Source organism: Streptomyces sp. NPDC030991 (assembly GCF_055571235.1).
In genome coordinates this window covers 210433-229447 of sequence record NZ_JBVIFR010000002.1, presented here as the reverse complement: position 1 = coordinate 229447, position 19015 = coordinate 210433, and the positions used below count along the sequence as shown (strand labels likewise).

The following is a 19015-nucleotide window of genomic DNA, read 5'->3' as shown; positions in this document are numbered from 1 at the left end:
CAGGCGGGCGGCCGTGCAGCCGGGCGGTGCTCGATCGACGTGCGGTTCTTCACCCATCGAAGGAGAGCGACTGGCATGCGCAGCCTGAGACGTACGTACGTGTTGCTGCTGGCCCTGTGCTGTGCGCTGGCGGCGGCGTTCCTGACCGCCGCACCGGCCCAGGCGGCGCCCCAGACCATCGCCAACGGCACGCAGTTCACCGCCGGTTCGGGCGGACCCGTGCACGCGCACGGCGGGGGCGTCATCAAGGTCGGTGCGTACTACTACTGGTTCGGCGAACACCGCAACGACGACAACACCTTCCGCTATGTCGACGCGTACCGCTCCAGCGACCTGAAGAACTGGGAGTTCAGGAACCATGTCCTGACCCAGGCGAGCGCCGGCGAACTGGCCGAGGCCAACATCGAGCGCCCGAAGGTCATGTACAACGCGGCCACCGGCAGGTTCGTCATGTGGATGCACAAGGAGGGCGCCGCCGACTACGGCGAGGCGCGGGCCGCCGTCGCCGTCTCCGACACCGTGGACGGCGCCTACACGTACCGGGGCAGCTTCCGGCCGCTCGACGCCCACATGTCCCGCGACATCACGGTGTTCACGGACACCGACGGCACCGGCTACATGGTCTCCGCCGCCAAGGAGAACTACGACCTGCACGTCTACAAGCTCACCGCCGACTACACCGGCATCGCGAGCCTGGTCGCCAACCCGTGGCCCGGCGGCCACCGTGAGGCCCCCGCCCTCTTCAAGCGCGGCGGCGTCTACTTCATGCTGACATCGGGCGCCACCGGCTGGAACCCCAACCAGCAGCAGTACGCCACCGCCACCTCCCCGGCCGGGCCCTGGACGGGATGGAAGAACATCGGCGACGCGACGGCCTTCCACTCCCAGACCGCGTACGTCCTTCCCGTACAGGGGAGTTCGGGGACCTCGTACCTCTACATGGGGGACCGCTGGGGCAACTCCTTCGGCGCCACCGTCAACGACTCGCGGTACGTGTGGCTGCCGCTCACCTTCCCCGACGCCACCACGATGAGCATGAGCTGGGCGCCGGAGATCACCGTCGACACGGCCACCGGGACGATCGGCGCCACCGCCGCCGCCTACGAGACGCTGGCCGCCCGGCACAGCGCCAAGTGCGTCGACGTGCCGAACCAGTCCCTGCTCACGGGCGTCGCCGTCACCCAGTACACCTGCAACAGCGGCGCCAACCAGAAGTTCTGGTTCAAGTCCGCCGGCGGCGGCTTCTACGCGCTCGTCGGCCGGAGCAGCTCCCTGTGCCTGACGGAGAACGCCGCGAACGTGACCCAGGAGTACTGCACCGGCGCGAGCGGCCAGCAGTGGACCGCCACGTCCTCCGGCGGCTGGACGACCCTCAGATCCCGCGCGTCCGGCGAGTGCCTCGACGTGAACGGCGCGTCCACCGCCGACTCCGCCGCCGTCATCACCCACCCCTGCAACGGGGCGAGCAACCAGCAGTGGCGGCGCGCCAGTTGAGGCCGCCGGCCGGTGATGTCCGCGCACACCCCGAGCAGAGGAGCTCCGCCATGAGACGTGTCGCCGCCGCCCTCGCCGCCGCTGTCTGCCTCGGCGGCGCGGGAGCGCTCACCCCCGCCCACGCCGCCACCCCCGCCCACGCCGGCGGGCTCGGCCACTGCACCGGCGCCGCCCCCGTGCTCTGCCACTTCGACGTGGCACCCGGGACCTACGACGTACGTGTCGAACTGGGCGGCGCGGCCGCCGGCCGCACGTCCGTCAGCGGCGAGACCCGGCGCGCGCTGCTCGCGGAGACGGCCACGCGGCCCGGGCAGACCGTCCGCCGCTCCTTCACCGTCGACGTGCGGACCCCGGAGGGCGAGCCGACCGGCCCCGCGGGCAGCGCCGGGCTCGACCTCACCTTCGCAGGACCGGCCCCCGCGCTCGCGTCGGTCCAGGTGCGGCCCGCCCGGCGCAGCACGCCCCGGATCTTCCTCATCGGCGACTCCACGGTCTGCGACCAGCCCGGCGAGCCCTACACGGGCTGGGGGCAGGAGCTGCCGCAGTTCCTCAAGCGCGGCGTGTCCGTCGCCAACCACGCCGACTCCGGGGAGAGTTCGGTGACGTACCTGGAGAACCCCGCGCTCTTCCCGACGGTCCGGACGCTCGTCCGCCGCGGCGACCTGGCGCTCATCCAGCTCGCCCACAACGACAAGACGACTGACGGCCCGGCCTACCGGGCGAACCTCAGGGTGCTGATCGACGGAGTACGGGCGCGGGGCGCGCGGCCGGTCCTGGTCACCCCGATCGTGCGGCGCTGGTTCAACACGGACGGCACCCTGAACAACGACACAGCGCTGCTCGTGAACGGACTCGGCGTCGATCACCCCGCTGTCATCAGGGAGTTGGCCGCCACCGAGTCCGTACCGCTCATCGACCTGACCGCTCTGACGAAGGCGCGCGTGGAGGAGCTGGGCCCGGAGGCGTCCAAGGCCCTGTACCTCTACGACGAGAAGCGGGACAACACCCACACCTCGGCGCGGGGTGCCACGGAGTACGCCGCCCTCGTCCGCGACGCACTGCGCGAACAGGGGCTCGTGCGCGAGCGGTTGGTGCGCTGAGCCCCCGCGTGCCGGCCGCCGGTCCGCGTGGCCGTCACGCGCGGACCGTCAGCACCAGCTTGCCGGTGACACGGCCCGTCTCGCCCTGGGCGTGCGCCTCGGCCGCCCCGGCGAGGGGGTAGGTGCCCGAGACGTGCGCCCGCAGCTGTCCCGACCCGGCGAGATCGGCGACGGCCGCCATCCCCGCCTGGTCGTGCTCGACCAGCATGAACCGGGCCCGCACCCCCAGCTCCGCCGCCCTGACCGGGACGGGACCCCACTGGTCGGGCAGGATCGACATCAGGATGCCGCCGGGCTTCAGCACCTCCAGGGAGCGCAGGCAGTTCTCACCGCCCAGCGAGTCCAGCACCACGTCGATGTCCTTGGTCTCGGCCGCGAAGTCGGCGGTGCGGTAGTCGATGACCTCGTCCGCGCCCAGGCCGCGCACGAAGTCGTGCTTGGCGGCGCTGGCCGTACCGATGACGTACGCGCCGCGCGCCTTCGCGATCTGCACCGCGAGGTGCCCGACCCCGCCCGCGGCCGCGTGCACCAACACCCGCTGACCGGCGGTCACTTGGGCGTTGTCCACCAGGGCCTGCCAGGCGGTCAGGGCCGCCAGCGGCAGCGCGCCCGCCTCGACGTGGCTCAGCGCGGCGGGCTTGGGCACGAAGGCGCGCGCCGGACCGGCCACGTACTCGGCGTGCGAACCGGCGCCGTACGGGTACGGCAGCATGCCCATCACCTCGTCGCCGGGCGCGAAGAGCGAGACGCCGAGACCGACCGCCTCGACGACCCCGGAGACGTCCCAGCCGAGCGTGAACGGCGGCTCGCCGAGGAAGAGGCCGGACGCGCGGTGCTTCCAGTCCGTGGGGTTGAGCCCCGCCGCGTGGACGGCGACGAGGATCTGGCCGATGCCCGGCTCCGGGCGGGCGACCTCGGCCTCGTGCAGCACGTCGGGGCCGCCGAGAGCGGTCTGGGTGAGGGCCTTCATCGTGTTCTTGGTCATGAATCCAGCGTGCCTCTCCCCGCTGACCTGGGCAATGGCAAGATTGCCATGAACCGATAGCATCGTGCCATGGGCCTCAAGCACTCCCCGGCCGGCCGGCCGCACCGCGTCGTCACCCTCGCTCTCGACGGCGTCTACCCCTTCGAGCTCGGCATCCCGAACCGGGTCTTCCCGCTGGTGCCGGGCGCGTACGAGGTGCTCACCTGCACGGCGACGGACGAGCGCACGGTGGCGACCGACGCCGACTTCACGATCACTGTCGGCCACGGGCCCGAGGCGCTGGAGAGCGCCGACACCGTGGTGATCCCGCCGTACGACCTGCGGCGCGTCACGGCGGACCTGCCCGAGGACGTGCGCGCCGCGCTCGCCCGGATCCGCCCCGGCACCCGCCTGGTCTCCATCTGCACCGGCGCGTTCACGCTGGCCGGGGCCGGTCTCCTGGACGGGCGGCCCGCGACGACGCACTGGGCCCTGGCCGACGCCTTCAGCCGGATGTTCCCGCGGGTCGACCTGGACCCGGACGTGCTGTTCATCGACGACGGCGACGTGCTGACCTCGGCGGGCGCCGCCTCCGGCGTCGACGTCTGCCTGCACGTGGTGCGCTCCGACCACGGCAGCGCGGTCGCCAACCGGGTCGCCCGGCACTGCGTCGTGCCGCCGTGGCGCGACGGCGGACAGGCCCAGTACATCGAGCAGCCGATGCCCGATGAGGGCGGCACCGGTACGGCCGCCACCCGCGCCTGGGCCCTCGACCACCTCGACGGACCGCTCGCCCTGCGCGAGCTGGCCGACCACGCCCGGATGAGCCCGCGCACCTTCGCCCGGCGCTTCCAGGAGGAGACCGGTACGAGCCCGGGCCGCTGGCTGATCCACCAGCGGGTGCACCGGGCCCGGCACCTCCTGGAATCCACCGACCTGCCCGTGGACCGGATCGCGGCGGAGGTCGGATTCGCCACCGGCACCTCGCTGCGGCAGCACTTGCAGGCGGCCATCGGGGTCTCCCCGCGGGCCTACCGGCGGACGTTCCGCAGCCTCGGCGCGACCGTCTGAGACCGCCGCGCCGAGGTTCGGGTCACTCGTCGGTTGGCCACTCCCAGCGCTCCAGGTCCCGCAGCCACGCCCGAGCGTTGCTGTCGGACGGGGCGCGCCAGTCCCCGCGCGGCGACAGCGAACCACCGGCGGACACCTTCGGCCCGTTCGGCATCGCGGACCGCTTGAACTGCGCGAACCCGAAGAAGCGCTTGCAGAAGTACTCCAGCCAGTGCCGGATCTCCGCCAGGCCGTACGCGCCGCGGTCGGACTCGGGGAAGCCCGGCGGCCACTCCCCGGCGTCCTTGTCCCGCCAGGCGTGCCAGGCCAGGAACGCGATCTTCGAGGGCCGGAACCCGAACCGCAGCACGTAGAAGAGGGTGAAGTCGTGCAGCGCGTACGGGCCGATCTTCGACTCGGTCGACTGCAGCTCCTCGCCCGGCACCAGCTCCGGGCTGATCTCCGTGTCGAGGATCGCGGTGAGGATCCGGCCGGCCTCGTCGCCGAACAGGTCGCTGCTGACGACCCACCTGATCAGGTGCTGGATCAGCGTCTTGGGCACGCCCGAGTTCACGTTGTAGTGACTCATCTGGTCGCCGACCCCGTACGTGCACCAGCCGAGCGCCAGCTCGGAGAGGTCGCCGGTGCCGAGGACGATGCCGCCGCGCTGGTTGGCGAGCCGGAAGAGGTAGTCGGTGCGCAGCCCGGCCTGCACGTTCTCGAAGGTGACGTCGTAGACCGGCTCGCCGGACGAGAACGGGTGGTCCATCTCCTTCAGCATCAGCCGCGCCGTGTCCGTGATGTCCAGCTCGGCCGCGGTGACGCCGAGCGCCTTCATCAGCGCGTGGGCGTTGTTCTTCGTGTGGTCGCCGGTCGCGAAGCCCGGCATCGTGAACGCCAGGATGTCGCTGCGCGGACGGCCCGCCCGGTCCATCGCCCGGGCAGCGACGATCAGCGCGTGCGTGGAGTCGAGACCGCCCGACACCCCGATGACGATCTTCGGGCCGCCGATCGCCCCGAGCCGCTGCTGCAACCCCGCGACCTGGATGTTGTACGCCTCGTAGCAGTCCTGGGCGAGCCGCTGCGCGTCCGCCGGCACGAACGGGTACCGCTCGACGCGACGGCGCAGGCCCAGGTCGGCGCCGGCCGGCGGGTCGAGCCGGAACGCGACCGTGCGGAAGTCGCCGGTGCGCGCGGCGTGGGTGCGGCGGTTCTCGTCGAAGGTGCCCATCCGCTGGCGCTCCTGGCGCAGCAGGTCCAGATCGACGTCGGCCACCGAGGCGCGGTCGCCGTCCGGGAACCGCTCCGTCTCCGCGAGCAGCGCCCCGTTCTCGAAGATCATCGTCTGTCCGTCCCAGGACAGATCGGTCGTCGACTCGCCGAGCCCGGCCGCCGCGTAGACGTACGCGGCCAGGTAACGCGAGGAGGCGGCGCTGCACAGCATCTTGCGGTCGTCGGCGCGGCCGACGGTGATCGGGCTGCCCGACAGGTTGAGCAGCACGGTCGCCCCGGCGAGAGCCGCCTCGGCGCTCGGCGGCACCGGCAGCCACATGTCCTCGCAGATCTCCACGTGCACCACGAGCCCCGGCACGTCCTCGGCGGCGAAGAGCAGATCCACGCCGAACGGCACGTCCTCGCCGCCGACCCGGATCGTGGCCCCGCGCACGTCGTCACCGGGGGCGAGCTGGCGACGCTCGTAGAACTCCCGGTAGTTCGGCAGGTACGACTTGGGGGCGACGCCGAGGATCCGCCCCCGGTGCACGACGACGGCGCAGTTGTAGACACGGCCCCGGTGCCGCAGCGGCGCGCCGACGACGAGAACGGTGAGCAGCTCCGCCGACCCCTCCACCACGGTGGCCAGAGCCCGCTCGACATCGTCGAGCACCGCGTCCTGAAGGAACAGATCCTCGATGGAGTACCCGGTCAGACCGAGCTCGGGAAAGACCGCGACCGCCACCCCCTCCTCGGCGCATCTGCGCCCCTGACGCAGGATCGCCTCGGCGTTGGCGGGCGGATCCGCGATGAAGGTCTGGCCGGTGCATGCGGCCACACGAGCGAAACCATGAGCATAAATCGACCGGAAGTTCACCCCTCCATCATGACAACCGGGCAGGAGGGGTGCGCGCGGGGCCCGGCCGCGCAAGGCATGGCCAGTCATCCTCCCGCCCCCGGAGTCGCCCGTCTCAGCCACACCGTCGCCGCCAGGGACGCCGCCGACACTGCCGCCAGCAGCCACGGCACCGCCTGGATTCCGTGGCTCTCGATGCCGACGCCGAGCAGCGGGGGCGCGGCGACCCCGCCGATCATCGACGCGGCGATCACCCACGCCCCGGCCCGGCTCGCCCCCGGGAGCGCCCGGTTCAGCCAGGGCAGGCCCGTGGGGAAGACCGGGGCGATGAAGAGGCCCACGCCCGCGTACGCGTAGGGAGCCGCGCCCGGGATCAGGGCGAGGAGCAGGCAGCCCGTCATGCCGGCCGCGCACACCGTGAGGATGGTCTCGGGGGAGTGGCGGAGCGTCAGCGGGACCACCAGGAAGCGGCCCGCGGTCATCATCAGCCAGTACACCGACGTGGCGGACGCGGCGATGGCCGCGCTGTGGCCGACCGTCTCCAGATGCGTGGGCTCCCAGCCGCCGACGCCCGCCTCCACGGCGACGTTGAGGATGTACAGCGCCAGGAACCCGAGGAGGAGGCGGGAGAGCAACCCGCCCCGCTCCGAACCGCGTCGGGAGCTTCCGTCCGGCGTCGGCGCGCGGTCGCGGACGCCGCGCGTGCACAGGACGAGCGCCGCCGCGAGCACCGCGCACGCTCCGAACGCGTACCCGTGGTCGTCGGGCCCCAGCCAGGCGACGAGCGCCGGGCCGAGGACCGCGCCGATGCCGAAATGGGCGTTGAGGATGTTCAGCATCGCCGTCGAGCGGGCACCGAATCCGACCGCGAAGAGCTGGTTGAGCCCGTAGTCGATGCCGCCGAAGCCGAGCCCGCCGAGGAACGCCGCGGCCAGCGCGAGCGGCCAGTCCGGGGCCAGCGCGAAGCCCGCGGCGCCCGCCGCCATCAGCGCGTAACTCGCCCCCAGCAGCGCCCTGTTGCTGATCCGCGCGTGGATCGCGTTGAAGACGAGCACCCCGGCCACGCCACCCGTGAAATGCAGGCTCAGACCGAGCCCGGCGCCCGCGGGGGAGAGCCCGTACTCCTCCCGCAGACCCGGAACGGCCGGGCCGTACAGCGCCTGCACCATGCCGATCAGGACGAAGGCGGCGCAGGAGGCGACCGTCGCCGCCGGCGTGAACAGCCTTTCGGAGGTGGCCCGTTCGGCTGTGGCCGTCACGTGAGCGCGCGGAACGTGAACGAGAACTCGGCCGGCGCCGCCGTCAGCCGGTACCGCGGCAGCACCCCCGGTCCGCACGACTGCGACCCGATGCCCTGCTGGGCGTGGTCCAGGTTGAGCCACACCGTCTCCCCGGGCGTCAGGTCCGTCCGGTGCTCGGCCGCGTCGAGCTGCTCCGAGGTCCAACGCCGGGCCGTGAACCAGAAGTTCGGGTCACCGTCGACGCGCAGGCCGCCGATCTCCGCCCAGCGGACATCCGCCCGCGCCCCGTTCTCCTGCGGCCGCACGTACGGCGTCTGGAGCGCGTCCACGTCGGAGCGCCACAGGCCGATCCTCGACGCCGCCCGCGTGTCCGGGTACGCCTCCCCGGGGCCGCCGCCGAACCAGCGCACGGCCGCCGCGCCACCGGGCAGCCCGAGCCGTACACCGAGCCGCGGCAGCGGGAACCGCCAGTCGCCCTCGGGCGCCACGGACACGGTCAGCCGCAACCGGTCCGCGTCCGCCGTCCAGCGGTAGAGGGCCCGGAGTCCGATGTCGCGGCCCGCCGGGGCGACCCGGGTGCGGACCGTCAGCGCGTCGTCGCCCAGCTCCACACCGTCCCAGCGGTGGCGCATCCGGTGCAGTCCGAACCGGCGCCACAGCGGACCGAGCCGCTCGTCGTCCTGCCAGCTCGCCCCGTTGTCGTTGTCGGTCGGCGCCCGCCACACGTCCAGACGCGGGGCCACCACCTCCACGTCGCCGATCGTGCGCAGCGCCCCGGTGCGCGCGTCGAACGTGCCGGGACCGAACGTGACCAGCCGCTCCCCGCGGACGGGCCGCTCACCAACCGGCAACCCTGGTACGGGTGTCGGCTCGGCGACCGCCTGGCCCCACGCCACCTCGTGGTCGTCCGCGTCGAGCACCCGCACCGTCCACAGCGCCTCCTTGCCGCGCCCGTCGGGCGGCGCCGCCGGCAGCTTCACCTCGGCGTGCGCGCCCGGCGCCAGCGCGGGCACGACCAGCGAGCCCGCCTCGACCGCCTCGCCCTCGACCTCGTACGCCCACACGAACGAGAGGCCGGACAGATCGCGGAAGTCGTAGCGGTTGGTGACCCGCACCGTGCCCGCCGCGGCGTCGACGCCGAGGTGTACCGGCTCGATCACTTTCTTGAACTCGATCAGGCCGGGCGACGGCGTGCGGTCGGGAAAGAGGAGCCCGTCGCAGACGAAGTTGCCGTCGTGCAGCTCCTCGCCGAAGTCACCGCCGTACGCGTAGCCGAACCGCTCGTCGGCGATCCCGTGGTCGATCCACTCCCACACGAAGGCGCCCTGGAGCCGATCATGGGCCTCGAACAGCCGCTGGTAGTCGGCGAGTCCACCGGGCCCGTTCCCCATCGCGTGCGCGTACTCGCACAGGATGAAGGGCAGTTCGCGCCGCCGCCCGGGGCCGCCGTCCAGGCCCCGTCCGATCCGCTCGACCTCGGCGTGGTCCGCGTACATCCGCGCGTACACGTCCACGTCACGGCAGTCGATGTCGCCCTCGTAGTGGATGAGCCGCTCCGGGTCGCGGCCGCGGATCCACTCGGCCATCGCGGTGAGGCCGCGGCCGGTCCCCGCCTCGTTGCCGAGCGACCACAGCACCACCGACGGATGGTTCTTGTCGCGCTCCACCATGCGCGCCGCGCGGTCGAGGAGCGCGGGCGTCCAGCGGTCGTCGTCGACGGGGTTGTCACGCCAGCCCTGCTCGACGAAGCCGTGGGTCTCCAGGTCGCACTCGTCGATCACCCACAGGCCGTACTCGTCGCACAGGTCGAGGAAGGCAGGGTGCGGCGGGTAGTGGGAGGTGCGGACCGCGTTGATGTTGTGCCGCTTCATCAACTCGACGTCGCGGCGCATCGTTTCGAGGTCGAGGGCGCGACCGCGCTCGGGGTGCCACTCGTGGCGGTTGACGCCCTTGAAGAGGACCGGCGTGCCGTTCACCTTGATCAGGCCGTCCGACAACTCCACCGTACGGAACCCGACGCGCAGCGGTACGCGCTCGCCGCCGGTGTCCAGCGTGCCCGCGTACAGGCGCGGCGTCTCGGCCGTCCACGGCTCGACGGGAACCGTCACCGGTTCACCCGTCGGGACGTCGATCCCCAGCCCGGGTACCGTGACGCGCCCGGCCACGTCGCTGTCCACCCGCAGCGTGCCCGTACCGGCCGTGTGGTCGTACGAGGCGTGCACGAAGAAGTCGACGGCACAGCCTGCGGGGCGGTGCAACAGCGTCACGTCGCGGAAGATGCCTGGCAGCCACCACTGGTCCTGGTCCTCCAGGTACGAGCCCGCCGACCACTGGTGGACCCGGACCGCGAGCACGTTCCCCACCGGCTTCAGCAGCTGCCCGACCGCGAACTCGTGCGGCAGCCTGCTGCCCTTGAACTCGCCGAGGACGGTGCCGTTCAGCCACACCCGCGCGCAGGACTCCACACCGTCGAGGCACAGCGTGGCCGCACCGTCCGCGGGCCACCCGGGCGGCAGGTCGAAGGTGCGCAGATGGTCACCGGTCGGGTTCTCGGTCGGTACGTGCGGCGGGTCGACCGGGAACGGGTAGAGGTGGTTGGTGTAGACGGGCGCGCCGTGCCCCTGCAACACCCAGTGGCCCGGCACCGCCACCTCGGCCCACTCCCCGGCGTCGTACCCCTCGGCGGCGAAGGACTCGTCCCGCGCGTCGACGGTCGGCGACAGCCTGAAACGCCAGCTGCCGTTCAGGGAGAGGGCGGCGGCGGAGGACTCCGCGTACCAGGCGCGCGGCGGCAGCGCGCCGTTCCCGGGCAGGACATCGTCGACGTACGAGAAGGACATGGCTCTCCTCACTTCGAAGTGCTGGCTCTCACCGGACCGGACCTTATGCCGCGGGGCGCGGGTGTGCGGAAGGCACCGGTGAAAGTCCAACAAAGGACGCGAAAGTCCTGGTGGCGCGTCCAAGGCGAGCCACGAAAGTCCTCGTCCGCGACGGCTCAGCGCGGCAGCAGCGCTCGCACGAACGCGTTGCTGAACGTGCCCCGCGGATCGAGGCGGCGGGCGAGCGCGGCGAACTCGGCGGCGTGCGGGTAACGCTCCGCGACCCGGTCCGGCGCGGTCGTGAACACCTTCCCCCAGTGCGGGCGCGGCGCGAACTCGCGCAGCCGGTCCTCGACCAGCGACACCACGGGCAGCACACGGGCCGTGTCCGCCACCCACGTGAAGTGGAAGGCGACCGTGTCCCTGCCGTACGCGGGGCTCAGCCACTGGGTGTCGGCCGCGACGGTCCGCACCTCGCACACCTGGAGCACCGGCGCGATCCGCTCCCGCACAGCGTCGAGCGCGTGCAGCGCGGCCACGGCGTGCTCGCGCGGCAGCAGGTACTCCGACTGCAGCTCGTCACCGTTGCTCGGGGTGAACCCGGCGCGGAAGTGCGGCAGCCGCTCGTGCCAGGGCCCGGGCACACCGAACTGCTCCGTGCAGTGCTCGGCGGGCATCCCCGGCACCGGATGCTGCGCCTCGACGGCGGGCTCGGCCCACGGGAAGGAGACCGGCTCGGGCAGGCGCCGCTTCACCCACACCTGGTCGAAGTGCGGCCCGCGCCACGTGGTGAACAGGCTCACGCTGTACGCGGCCGAGGAGACGGCCGCGAAGTCCAGCCCCTGGAACGGCAGTTCACGGAACACGTGCTGCGCGACCTCGAATGCGGGCACCGCGTCGAGGGTGAGCGACAGCACCACCCCGAGCGCGCCGAGCGAGACGACGGCGCCCTCGAATCCGGCGTCGCCGCGCGCGAGCGTGACCGTCTCACCGTCGGCGGTGAGCAGCTCCACGGCCCGTACGGCCTCGGCCAGCGACCGGTTGTGGACCCCCGAGCCGTGCGTGCCGGTCGCCACGGACCCGGCGACCGAGATGTGCGGCAAGGACGCCATGTTGGGCAGGGCGAGACCGTGCGCGTGCAGTTCGGCGGCCAGCTCGGCGTAGCGCACACCGCCGCCCACCCGGACGGTCCGCGCGGCGGCGTCGACCTCGATGCCGCCGGGCAGCGCGGCGAGCGACACCAGGGCGCCGCCCCGGCCGGCGTCGACGTCGGCGATCCGGTTGAAGGAGTGGCCGCTGCCGAGCACCCGTATGTGCGGACTCCTCGTGACGAGGCCGCGCAGTTCGTCGAGGCCGGCCGGGCGGTGCAGCTCGGAGGTGGAGAAGGTGATGTTACGGGCCCAGTTGAACACGGCTTCGGTCACGATGAGCTGCCTTTCCAGGGGTGCGGGCGTCCCGCCGATTGGATCACGCGCGTCGCCCCCGGGGACGCTGGCCGGCCCCCAGGGCTCCGCGACCGCCGGAGTACTGTTCCGGCGCATGACGCACACCGATCCGCCGCGCACCGCCCTCGCCCCCACCGACCGGACCCGGCCGCGCCGCATGCGGGAGAACGTGAGTTTCGAGCGGTCCGACCTCGAAGCCGTCCTCGACGCGGGCTTCGTCTGTCATCTGGGCGTGATCGTCGACGGGTCTCCCATGGTCGTCCCCACGGTCTACGGGCGCGACGAGCACCGGCTCTACGTGCACGGGTCGGTGGCCGGCCGCAGCCTGGCCACCGAACCGGACGCGGAGATATGCGTCACCGTCACCCACGTCGACGGCCTCGTCCTCGCCCGCTCCGTCTTCGAACACGGCGTGAACTACCGCTCCGCGATGATCTACGGCGTGCCGCACGTCCTCACCGACGACGCCGAGAAGACCGAGGCCCTGCGCGTCCTCACCCACCACTCGGCACCGGGCCAGTGGGGGTACGCGCGCCGCCCGAACCGCAGGGAACTGGCGGCCACGACCGTGCTCGCCCTGTCCCTGGAGGAGGCGTCGGTCAAGATCAGCGCGGGCCCGCCGGACGACGGCGGCTCACCCGACGCCGAGCTGGGCCTGTGGGCCGGCACGCTCCCGCTGACCTCCCGCTGGGGCGCCCCGACCGCCGACCCGCTCCTGCCGCACGGCATCACCGCGCCCGCGCACGTCGTGGCCCGAGCGGGGACCCGCCAGGGGTGAGCGACAAGCGGGGGCATACCGTGAGGTGTCGAACTGTGACCGTCGCGGAAGCAGCGTCATAGCGGCCACGTCATAGCGGCCACGTCGTAGAAGCCACGTCGTAGAAGCACCGTCATAGGAGCAAGGAGAATCGGGATGCAGAGCCGTACGGCACTCGTCGAGGACCTGATGGAGCGCTTCCCGCACGTTCCGAGGGAAGCGGTCTTCAAGGAGGACCTGCTGCGCGGCGGCGTCGCCTTCGACGCCTCGGCGCTCAGCGACAACGAGGACGGCGAGGTCAAGCCGAAGTCGTACTTCATCTTCTCCTTCGACCACGGCACGCTGCCCGAGCTCGGCGAGGCCGCGCTGCGCCGCCCGCCCGAGGAGATCGTCCTCACCGGCGGCCCCTACGACCTGCGCCGCACGGTCGTCTCGGTCCGCGTGAACCCGGCCTCCCCCTACCGGGTCGCGGCCGACGAGTCCGGCATGCTCGGCCTCTACCTCGACGGCAAGCGCATCGCCGACGTGGGCGTGCCCCCGATGCCGGAGTACTACAAGCACAAGCTCTCCAACGGCAAGTCGGTCATGGAGGTCGCCCCGACCATCCAGTGGGGCTACCTGATCTACCTGACCGCGTTCCGCGTCTGCCAGTACTTCGGCGCCAAGGAGGAGTGCCAGTACTGCGACATCAACCACAACTGGCGCCAGCACAAGGCGGCGGGCCGCCCGTACACGGGCGTGAAGGACGTCGACGAGGTCCTCGAGGCGCTCGAGATCATCGACAAGTACGACACCGCGAAGACGTCCACCGCGTACACCCTGACCGGCGGCGCGATCACCTCGAAGGTCCAGGGCCTGGACGAGGCCGACTTCTACGGGCGGTACGCCAAGGCCATCGAGGAGTACTTCCCCGGCCGCTGGATCGGCAAGGTCGTCGCCCAGGCGCTGCCCAAGGACGACGTCCAGCGCTTCAAGGACTACGGCGTGCAGATCTACCACCCCAACTACGAGGTGTGGGACGAGTACCTGTTCAAGATGTACTGCCCCGGCAAGGAGCGGTACGTCGGCCGTGACGAGTGGCACAAGCGCATCCTCGACTCCAGGGACGTCTTCGGCGCGCGCAACGTGATCCCGAACTTCGTCGCCGGTGTCGAGATGGCCGAGCCCTTCGGCTTCAAGACCGTCGACGAGGCCATCGCCTCCACCACCGAGGGCCTGCGCTTCTTCATGGCGAACGGCATCACGCCCCGCTTCACGACGTGGTGCCCCGAGCCGACGACGCCGCTGGGCAAGGCCAACCCGCAGGGCGCGCCGCTGGAGTACCACATCCGGCTCCTCGAGGCGTACCGCTCGACGATGGACGAGTTCGGCCTCTCGTCCCCGCCCGGCTACGGCCCGTCGGGTGCGGGCCGCGCCGTCTTCTCGGTCAGCTCCTTCATGGACAGCCTCGCGCCCAACGAGGAGGCCGTGGAGGTCTGAGCAGACCGGGCGGGGCCGAGAGGTCCGCGCGGGACGGACTCAGGCGGCGGGCAGGCTCCACTTCTGGTTGGCGGTGGCGGTGCAGGTCCAGAGGTGGAGTTTGGTGCCGTCGGTGGTGGAGGCGTCGGCGGCGTCGAGGCATTTGCCGGACTGTGGGTTGCGCAGGGTGGTGTCGGGTTGGGGTGTCCATTGTTGGGCGCCGGTGTTGTTGCAGGTCCAGAGTTGGACTTTGGTGGCGTCGGTGGTGGCGCCGCCGCTGAGGTCCATGCATTTGCCGAGGGCGCGTAGGGTGCCGTCGCCCGGGAGTGTCCATTTCTGGGCGGTGGTGTTGTTGCAGGTGTAGAGCTGGATCTGGGTGCCGTCGGCTTGTCCGGCGGCGGCGACGTCCACGCATTTGCCGCCGATGCCCTTGATCTCACCCGTCCGCGGACCGGGCTCGGGCCCACCGCCGAGCTCCTTGATCCGGACGTTCCGGAAGGAGACGTCGTCCCCGTCGCCGTGGTTCTGCAGGCCGATGTGGCCCTGTCGCAGGCTGCGGACCGGATCGGTGTTGGTGAAATCGTTGATCCGGCGGCCGTTGAGGAACACCTGGAGGCGTTCGCCCTCGACCCGGATCTCGTACGTGTTCCACTCGCCCGGCGGGTTCAGCGCCGCGTCGCGGGCGGCGAGGTCCGCCGACTTGTAGCCGTAGACGGAGCCGGTGGTCCGGTCCGCCGTGTCCGTGGCGTCGATCTGGATCTCGTAGCCGTTGTTCACCGCCGACCAGGGGTCGTCGGAGGCCGGGAAGCCGACGAGCACACCGGAGTTGTCGTCGCCGGCCTGCCGCCAGTCGAGCTTGAGGGAGTACGCCTGGTACTCCTTGGCCGCGTACCAGAGCATGCCGAGCCCGCCCTGCGAGGTCAGCGTGGCGTCGGCCTGGGTGAACGCCCCGGGCCCGGCCTGCTTCCAGCCCGTCGTGCCGGAGGTCCCGTACAGCGAGGTGTAGCCGGTCTCCGGGCGGCAGTCCGCCTCGGTCGTCCGCGCGGCCCAGCGGATGCCGCCGAGCAGGTGCCGGCGGAAGGCGGCCTGGGTGTACGACTCCTCGGTGTGGCCGCCGCCGGTGTAGAAGGCCCGGCCGCCGTCGTACTCCTTGCACCAGGCGATGGGGTGGTCGCCTCCCATGTTCCCGCCGCTGTACGTGGACTCGTCGAGCGAGGCCAGCACGTGGGCGGTGGTGCGCGGGTTGGTGCGGTAGTCGTACCACTCGTCGGTGCGCTGCCAGGTCGGCGCCAGATGGGCGGTGGCGTCGTGCGCCCGGTCCTCCACCTTCACGGTGGCCTGCTGGACGCTCGGGTGGGAGGCGAACAGCGCCCCGGCGAGCCCGCCGTACCAGGCCCAGTCGTACTCGGTGTCGGCGGCGGCGTGCACGCCCAGGTACCCGCCGCCGTTGCGCACGTATCCCTCGAAGGCGCTCTGCTGGGCGCTGTCGAGGACGTCGCCGGTGGTGGAGAGGAAGACGACGACCTCGTACGGGGCGAGCCCGGACGGGGTGAACGCCGCGGGGTCCTCGGTCGCGGTGACGGTGAAGTTGCCGGCCGCGCCCAGCTCACGCAGGGCGGTGATGCCTTCGTCGATGGAGGAGTGGCGGAAGCCGGCGGTCCGGGAGAAGACGAGCACGTCGTAGGCGGGGTCCGCGGCCGCGGCCGGGACGGCGGGCAGTGTGGCGGCGCACAACAGGCCGCCGAGGGTCCAGCGGGTGACTCTTCCGAGACGTCGCGTCATGGCAGGTCCCACTTCTGGTTGGCGGCGGCGGTGCAGGTCCAGAGGTGGAGTTTGGTGCCGTCGGTGGTGGAGGCGTCGGCGGCGTCGAGGCATTTGCCGGACTGTGGGTTGCGCAGGGTGGTGTCGGGTTGGGGTGTCCATTGTTGGGCGCCGGTGTTGTTGCAGGTCCAGAGTTGGACTTTGGTGGCGTCGGTGGTGGCGCCGCCGCTGAGGTCCATGCATTTGCCGAGGGCGCGTAGGGTGCCGTCGCCCGGGAGTGTCCATTTCTGGGCGGTGGTGTTGTTGCAGGTGTAGAGCTGGATCTGGGTGCCGTCGGCTTGTCCTGCGGCGGCGACGTCCACGCATTTGCCGCCGATGCCCTTGATCTCACCCGTCCGCGGACCGGTCGAGTTCGTCGTGAAGGAGAACTCGTCGAGGTCGTAGAGCGCACCGCTGCCGCCCTTGAAGACGAGGAAGAGCGAGGTGGTGCCGGCCGGCCGGTTCGTCAGGTCGGCGCTCACGTCCTGGAAGGTCTCCCAACCCCCGGTGACGGGGACCGCCGTCGAGCCGAGCAGGGTGCCGGTGGCCGATCCGGCCCGTACCTCCAGGGTGCCGCCGGTGCCGGCGGAGGCGATCCGGGCGGTCAGCCTCGTCGCGTTCGACAGGACGTAGGGCTTGAAGGAGATCCAGTCACCGTTCTCGATGTTGCCGACGGTCCTGCCGCCGTGCGCCGCCGCGTGGTCGATGACCTGGATGCCGTTCGAGGTGCCGTAGTGCTCCGCCTGCCGGTGGCTGGGCTGGCTGATGTTCTGGGCGTGGGTGGTCAGGGCCGGCTGGCCGTTCGCTCCCTTGTCGGTGTACTCGGCGTCCCACACGCCGAAGATGTTGGCGTTGGCGTCGTGCTCGCCGTCCGCGATGGTCTGCACGGTGCCCGTGCAGCCGGTCGCCGAGGTCTGCGGGTGGCCGTGGCTGTCGTGGCCGAGGATGAACGTGATCTTGACCGTGGAGCAGTCGACCGTGCCGTCCTCCGGGTCGGTGACCGTCACCTTGAACGGCACGGCGGCGCCCGGGTCGATGATGCTGCCGTCGGCCGGCAGTTCCAGCCGCACGGTCGGCGCGGTGTTGCCGACCGTGACCGTCACGGATGCCGTGCCGGTCTTGCCGGTGCCGTCGGAGACGGTCAGCTCGGCGGTGTACCGGCCGTTGGCGGTGTAGATGTGCGAGGGGTTGGCGGCGGTCGAGGTGGCGCCGTCGCCGAACTTCCACGCGTAGCTCAGCGGATCGCCGTCCGGGTCGGAGCTGCCGCCGGACGAGAAGGCGACGGCCAGCGGCGCCTGGCCCGACGTACGGTCGGCCGCGGCCTGCGCGAGGGGAGAGCGTCCGCCGCTGACGCTCTCGATGCGGTAGAGGGCGCTGTTGGCGTCACCGTTGAAGTAGCCGGTGCCGTAGTCCAGGACGTACAGGGCGCCGTCCGGGCCGAAGGTCATGTCCATCACCTGCGTGCCCTGCCAGGGGAACGCGTTGATCGACTGCACGGCACCGTCGGCGCCCTGCTCGATCCGCTTGATCCACTTGCGACCGAACTCACCCGCGAAGAAGTCGCCGTCGTAGCTCTGCGGGAACTTCACGTCGGAGTTCAGCGCCGCGTCGTACCGGTAGACGGGTCCGCCCATCGGGGACTCGGAGCCGCTGCCGAACTCCGGGACCGAGCCGCCGTCGTACGGGATCCAGGCCGGCTGGACCGGGGGCAGGTCGGTCAGGCCGGTGTTGTTCGGCGAGGTGTTCTTCGGCGCGGCGCAGGAGAAGGCCGCGCCGGAGGTACCGGTCGCGAAGTCGTAGTCGGTGTAGGCGTTGTTCTTGCCGGTGCAGTAGGGCCAGCCGAAGTTGCCCGCCTTGGTGATCCGGTTGAACTCGACCTGTCCCGCGGGGCCCCGGGCCGCGTTCGCGGTGCCCGCGTCGGGGCCGTAGTCACCGAGGTAGACGGTGCCGGTGGGCTTGTCCACGGTCATCCGGAAGGGGTTGCGGAAACCCATGGCGTAGATCTCGGGCCGGGTCTTCGCGGTGCCGGCGGCGAAGAGGTTGCCGGCCGGGACGCTGTAGCCGCCGTCCGCGTTCACCTTGATCCGCAGGACCTTGCCGCGCAGGTCGTTGGTGTTGCCGGCCGAGCGCTGGGCATCGTAGACCGGGTTGCGCGAGGACCGCTCGTCGATGGGCGTGTAGCCGTCGGAGGCGAACGGGTTGGAGTCGTCACCCGTGGAGAGGTACAGGTTGCCCTGCGCGTCGAAGTCGATGTCGCCGCCGACGTGGCAGCAGATGCCCCGGGAGGCGGGCACGTCGAGGACCTTCTTCTCACTGGCGGTGTCGAGCGTGCCGTCGGTCCGCAGGACGAACCGCGAGAGCCGGTTCACTCCGTTGTACGGTGCGAAGTCCGCCGCCGTTCCGTCCGAGGGGGCGTCGCCCGTGGGGGTGGAGAGTTTCGGGGCGTAGTAGAGGTAGATGAAGCGGTTGGTGGCGAAACCGGGGTCGACTCCGACGCCCTGGAGGCCCTCCTCGTCGTGCGAGTAGACCTCCAGCGCGCCCGCGACCTTGGTGGCCCCGGCCGCGTCGGTGAGCCGGAGCGTTCCGTCCCGTGACGTGTGCAGGACCGAACGGTTGGGGAGGACGGCCAACGTCATCGGCTCGCCGGTCTCGGCGACTCCCTTGGCGAGCGTGACCTGCTGGAACTCTTCGGCCGCCGCGGCTTCGACCGCGGCCGGGGCGGCTTCGGCCGGTCTCTGCTGGGCGGTGAGGGCGCCCGCGGCGGCGAGCAGGGTGCAAGCGAGCGCCGCGAGGGGTCGGGTAAGTCTCCTGTGCACGCG

Annotated in this window: 12 protein-coding genes; 5 read left to right on the top strand and 7 right to left on the bottom strand. The window is 71.7% G+C overall.

Translation table 11 applies throughout. The features are described 5' to 3' along the window. The first annotated feature begins 84 nt into the window (after positions 1-84). The gene (locus tag ACZ45E_RS04600; protein ID WP_468217125.1) at positions 85-1494 is read left to right on the top strand and encodes an RICIN domain-containing protein; all 1410 of its coding nucleotides are present in this window, start codon (positions 85-87) and stop codon (positions 1492-1494) included. A gap of 50 nt (positions 1495-1544) precedes the next feature. Beyond that, the gene (locus tag ACZ45E_RS04595) at positions 1545-2594 is read left to right on the top strand and encodes a rhamnogalacturonan acetylesterase (RefSeq protein ID WP_468216467.1); all 1050 of its coding nucleotides are present in this window, start codon (positions 1545-1547) and stop codon (positions 2592-2594) included. A 34-nt stretch (positions 2595-2628) separates the two neighbouring features. Here the strand turns inward: ACZ45E_RS04595 and ACZ45E_RS04590 are convergent, their stop codons facing one another. Beyond that, a complete protein-coding gene (locus ACZ45E_RS04590) occupies positions 2629-3579 on the bottom strand; it encodes an NADP-dependent oxidoreductase (protein ID WP_468216464.1) in 951 nt (316 codons plus the stop codon). Positions 3580-3648: 69 nt separating this feature from the next. Here ACZ45E_RS04590 and ACZ45E_RS04585 point away from each other — a divergent pair, with 69 nt between their 5' ends. Continuing rightward, a complete protein-coding gene (locus tag ACZ45E_RS04585) occupies positions 3649-4629 on the top strand; it encodes a GlxA family transcriptional regulator (protein WP_468216462.1) in 981 nt (326 codons plus the stop codon). A 22-nt stretch (positions 4630-4651) separates the two neighbouring features. On the opposite strand, the gene ACZ45E_RS04580 is transcribed toward ACZ45E_RS04585, so the two are convergent. The 4 genes from ACZ45E_RS04580 to ACZ45E_RS04565 form a co-directional block, all read right to left on the bottom strand. Beyond that, positions 4652-6697, bottom strand: a complete 2046-nt coding sequence (locus tag ACZ45E_RS04580; RefSeq protein ID WP_468216460.1) for an NAD(+) synthase — start codon at positions 6695-6697, stop codon at positions 4652-4654. A 65-nt stretch (positions 6698-6762) separates the two neighbouring features. After that, positions 6763-7935, bottom strand: coding sequence for an MFS transporter (locus tag ACZ45E_RS04575; RefSeq protein WP_468216457.1), 1173 nt, complete (start codon positions 7933-7935; stop codon positions 6763-6765). Further along, on the bottom strand, positions 7932-10757 hold the full coding sequence (locus ACZ45E_RS04570; protein ID WP_468216455.1) for a glycoside hydrolase family 2 TIM barrel-domain containing protein: 2826 nt from the start codon (positions 10755-10757) through the stop codon (positions 7932-7934). The genes ACZ45E_RS04575 and ACZ45E_RS04570 overlap by 4 nt, the downstream gene beginning before the upstream one ends. 155 nt (positions 10758-10912) lie before the next feature. Further along, on the bottom strand, positions 10913-12160 hold the full coding sequence (locus tag ACZ45E_RS04565) for an FAD-binding protein (protein ID WP_468216453.1): 1248 nt from the start codon (positions 12158-12160) through the stop codon (positions 10913-10915). A gap of 115 nt (positions 12161-12275) precedes the next feature. On the opposite strand from ACZ45E_RS04565, the gene ACZ45E_RS04560 reads away from it, so the two are divergent. Continuing rightward, entirely contained in the window at positions 12276-12959 is a 684-nt protein-coding gene (locus ACZ45E_RS04560; RefSeq protein ID WP_468216450.1) for a pyridoxamine 5'-phosphate oxidase family protein, read from the top strand. A gap of 135 nt (positions 12960-13094) precedes the next feature. Next, the gene (locus ACZ45E_RS04555) at positions 13095-14417 is read left to right on the top strand and encodes a radical SAM protein (protein WP_468216448.1); all 1323 of its coding nucleotides are present in this window, start codon (positions 13095-13097) and stop codon (positions 14415-14417) included. 39 nt (positions 14418-14456) lie between these two features. On the opposite strand, the gene ACZ45E_RS04550 is transcribed toward ACZ45E_RS04555, so the two are convergent. Next, positions 14457-16178 carry a ThuA domain-containing protein gene (locus ACZ45E_RS04550; protein ID WP_468216447.1) on the bottom strand — a complete coding sequence of 574 codons (1722 nt, stop codon included), beginning with the start codon at positions 16176-16178 and terminating at the stop codon, positions 14457-14459. Further along, positions 16175-19012, bottom strand: coding sequence for a PQQ-dependent sugar dehydrogenase (locus ACZ45E_RS04545; RefSeq protein WP_468216445.1), 2838 nt, complete (start codon positions 19010-19012; stop codon positions 16175-16177). The genes ACZ45E_RS04550 and ACZ45E_RS04545 overlap by 4 nt, the downstream gene beginning before the upstream one ends. Positions 19013-19015 lie beyond the last annotated feature (3 nt).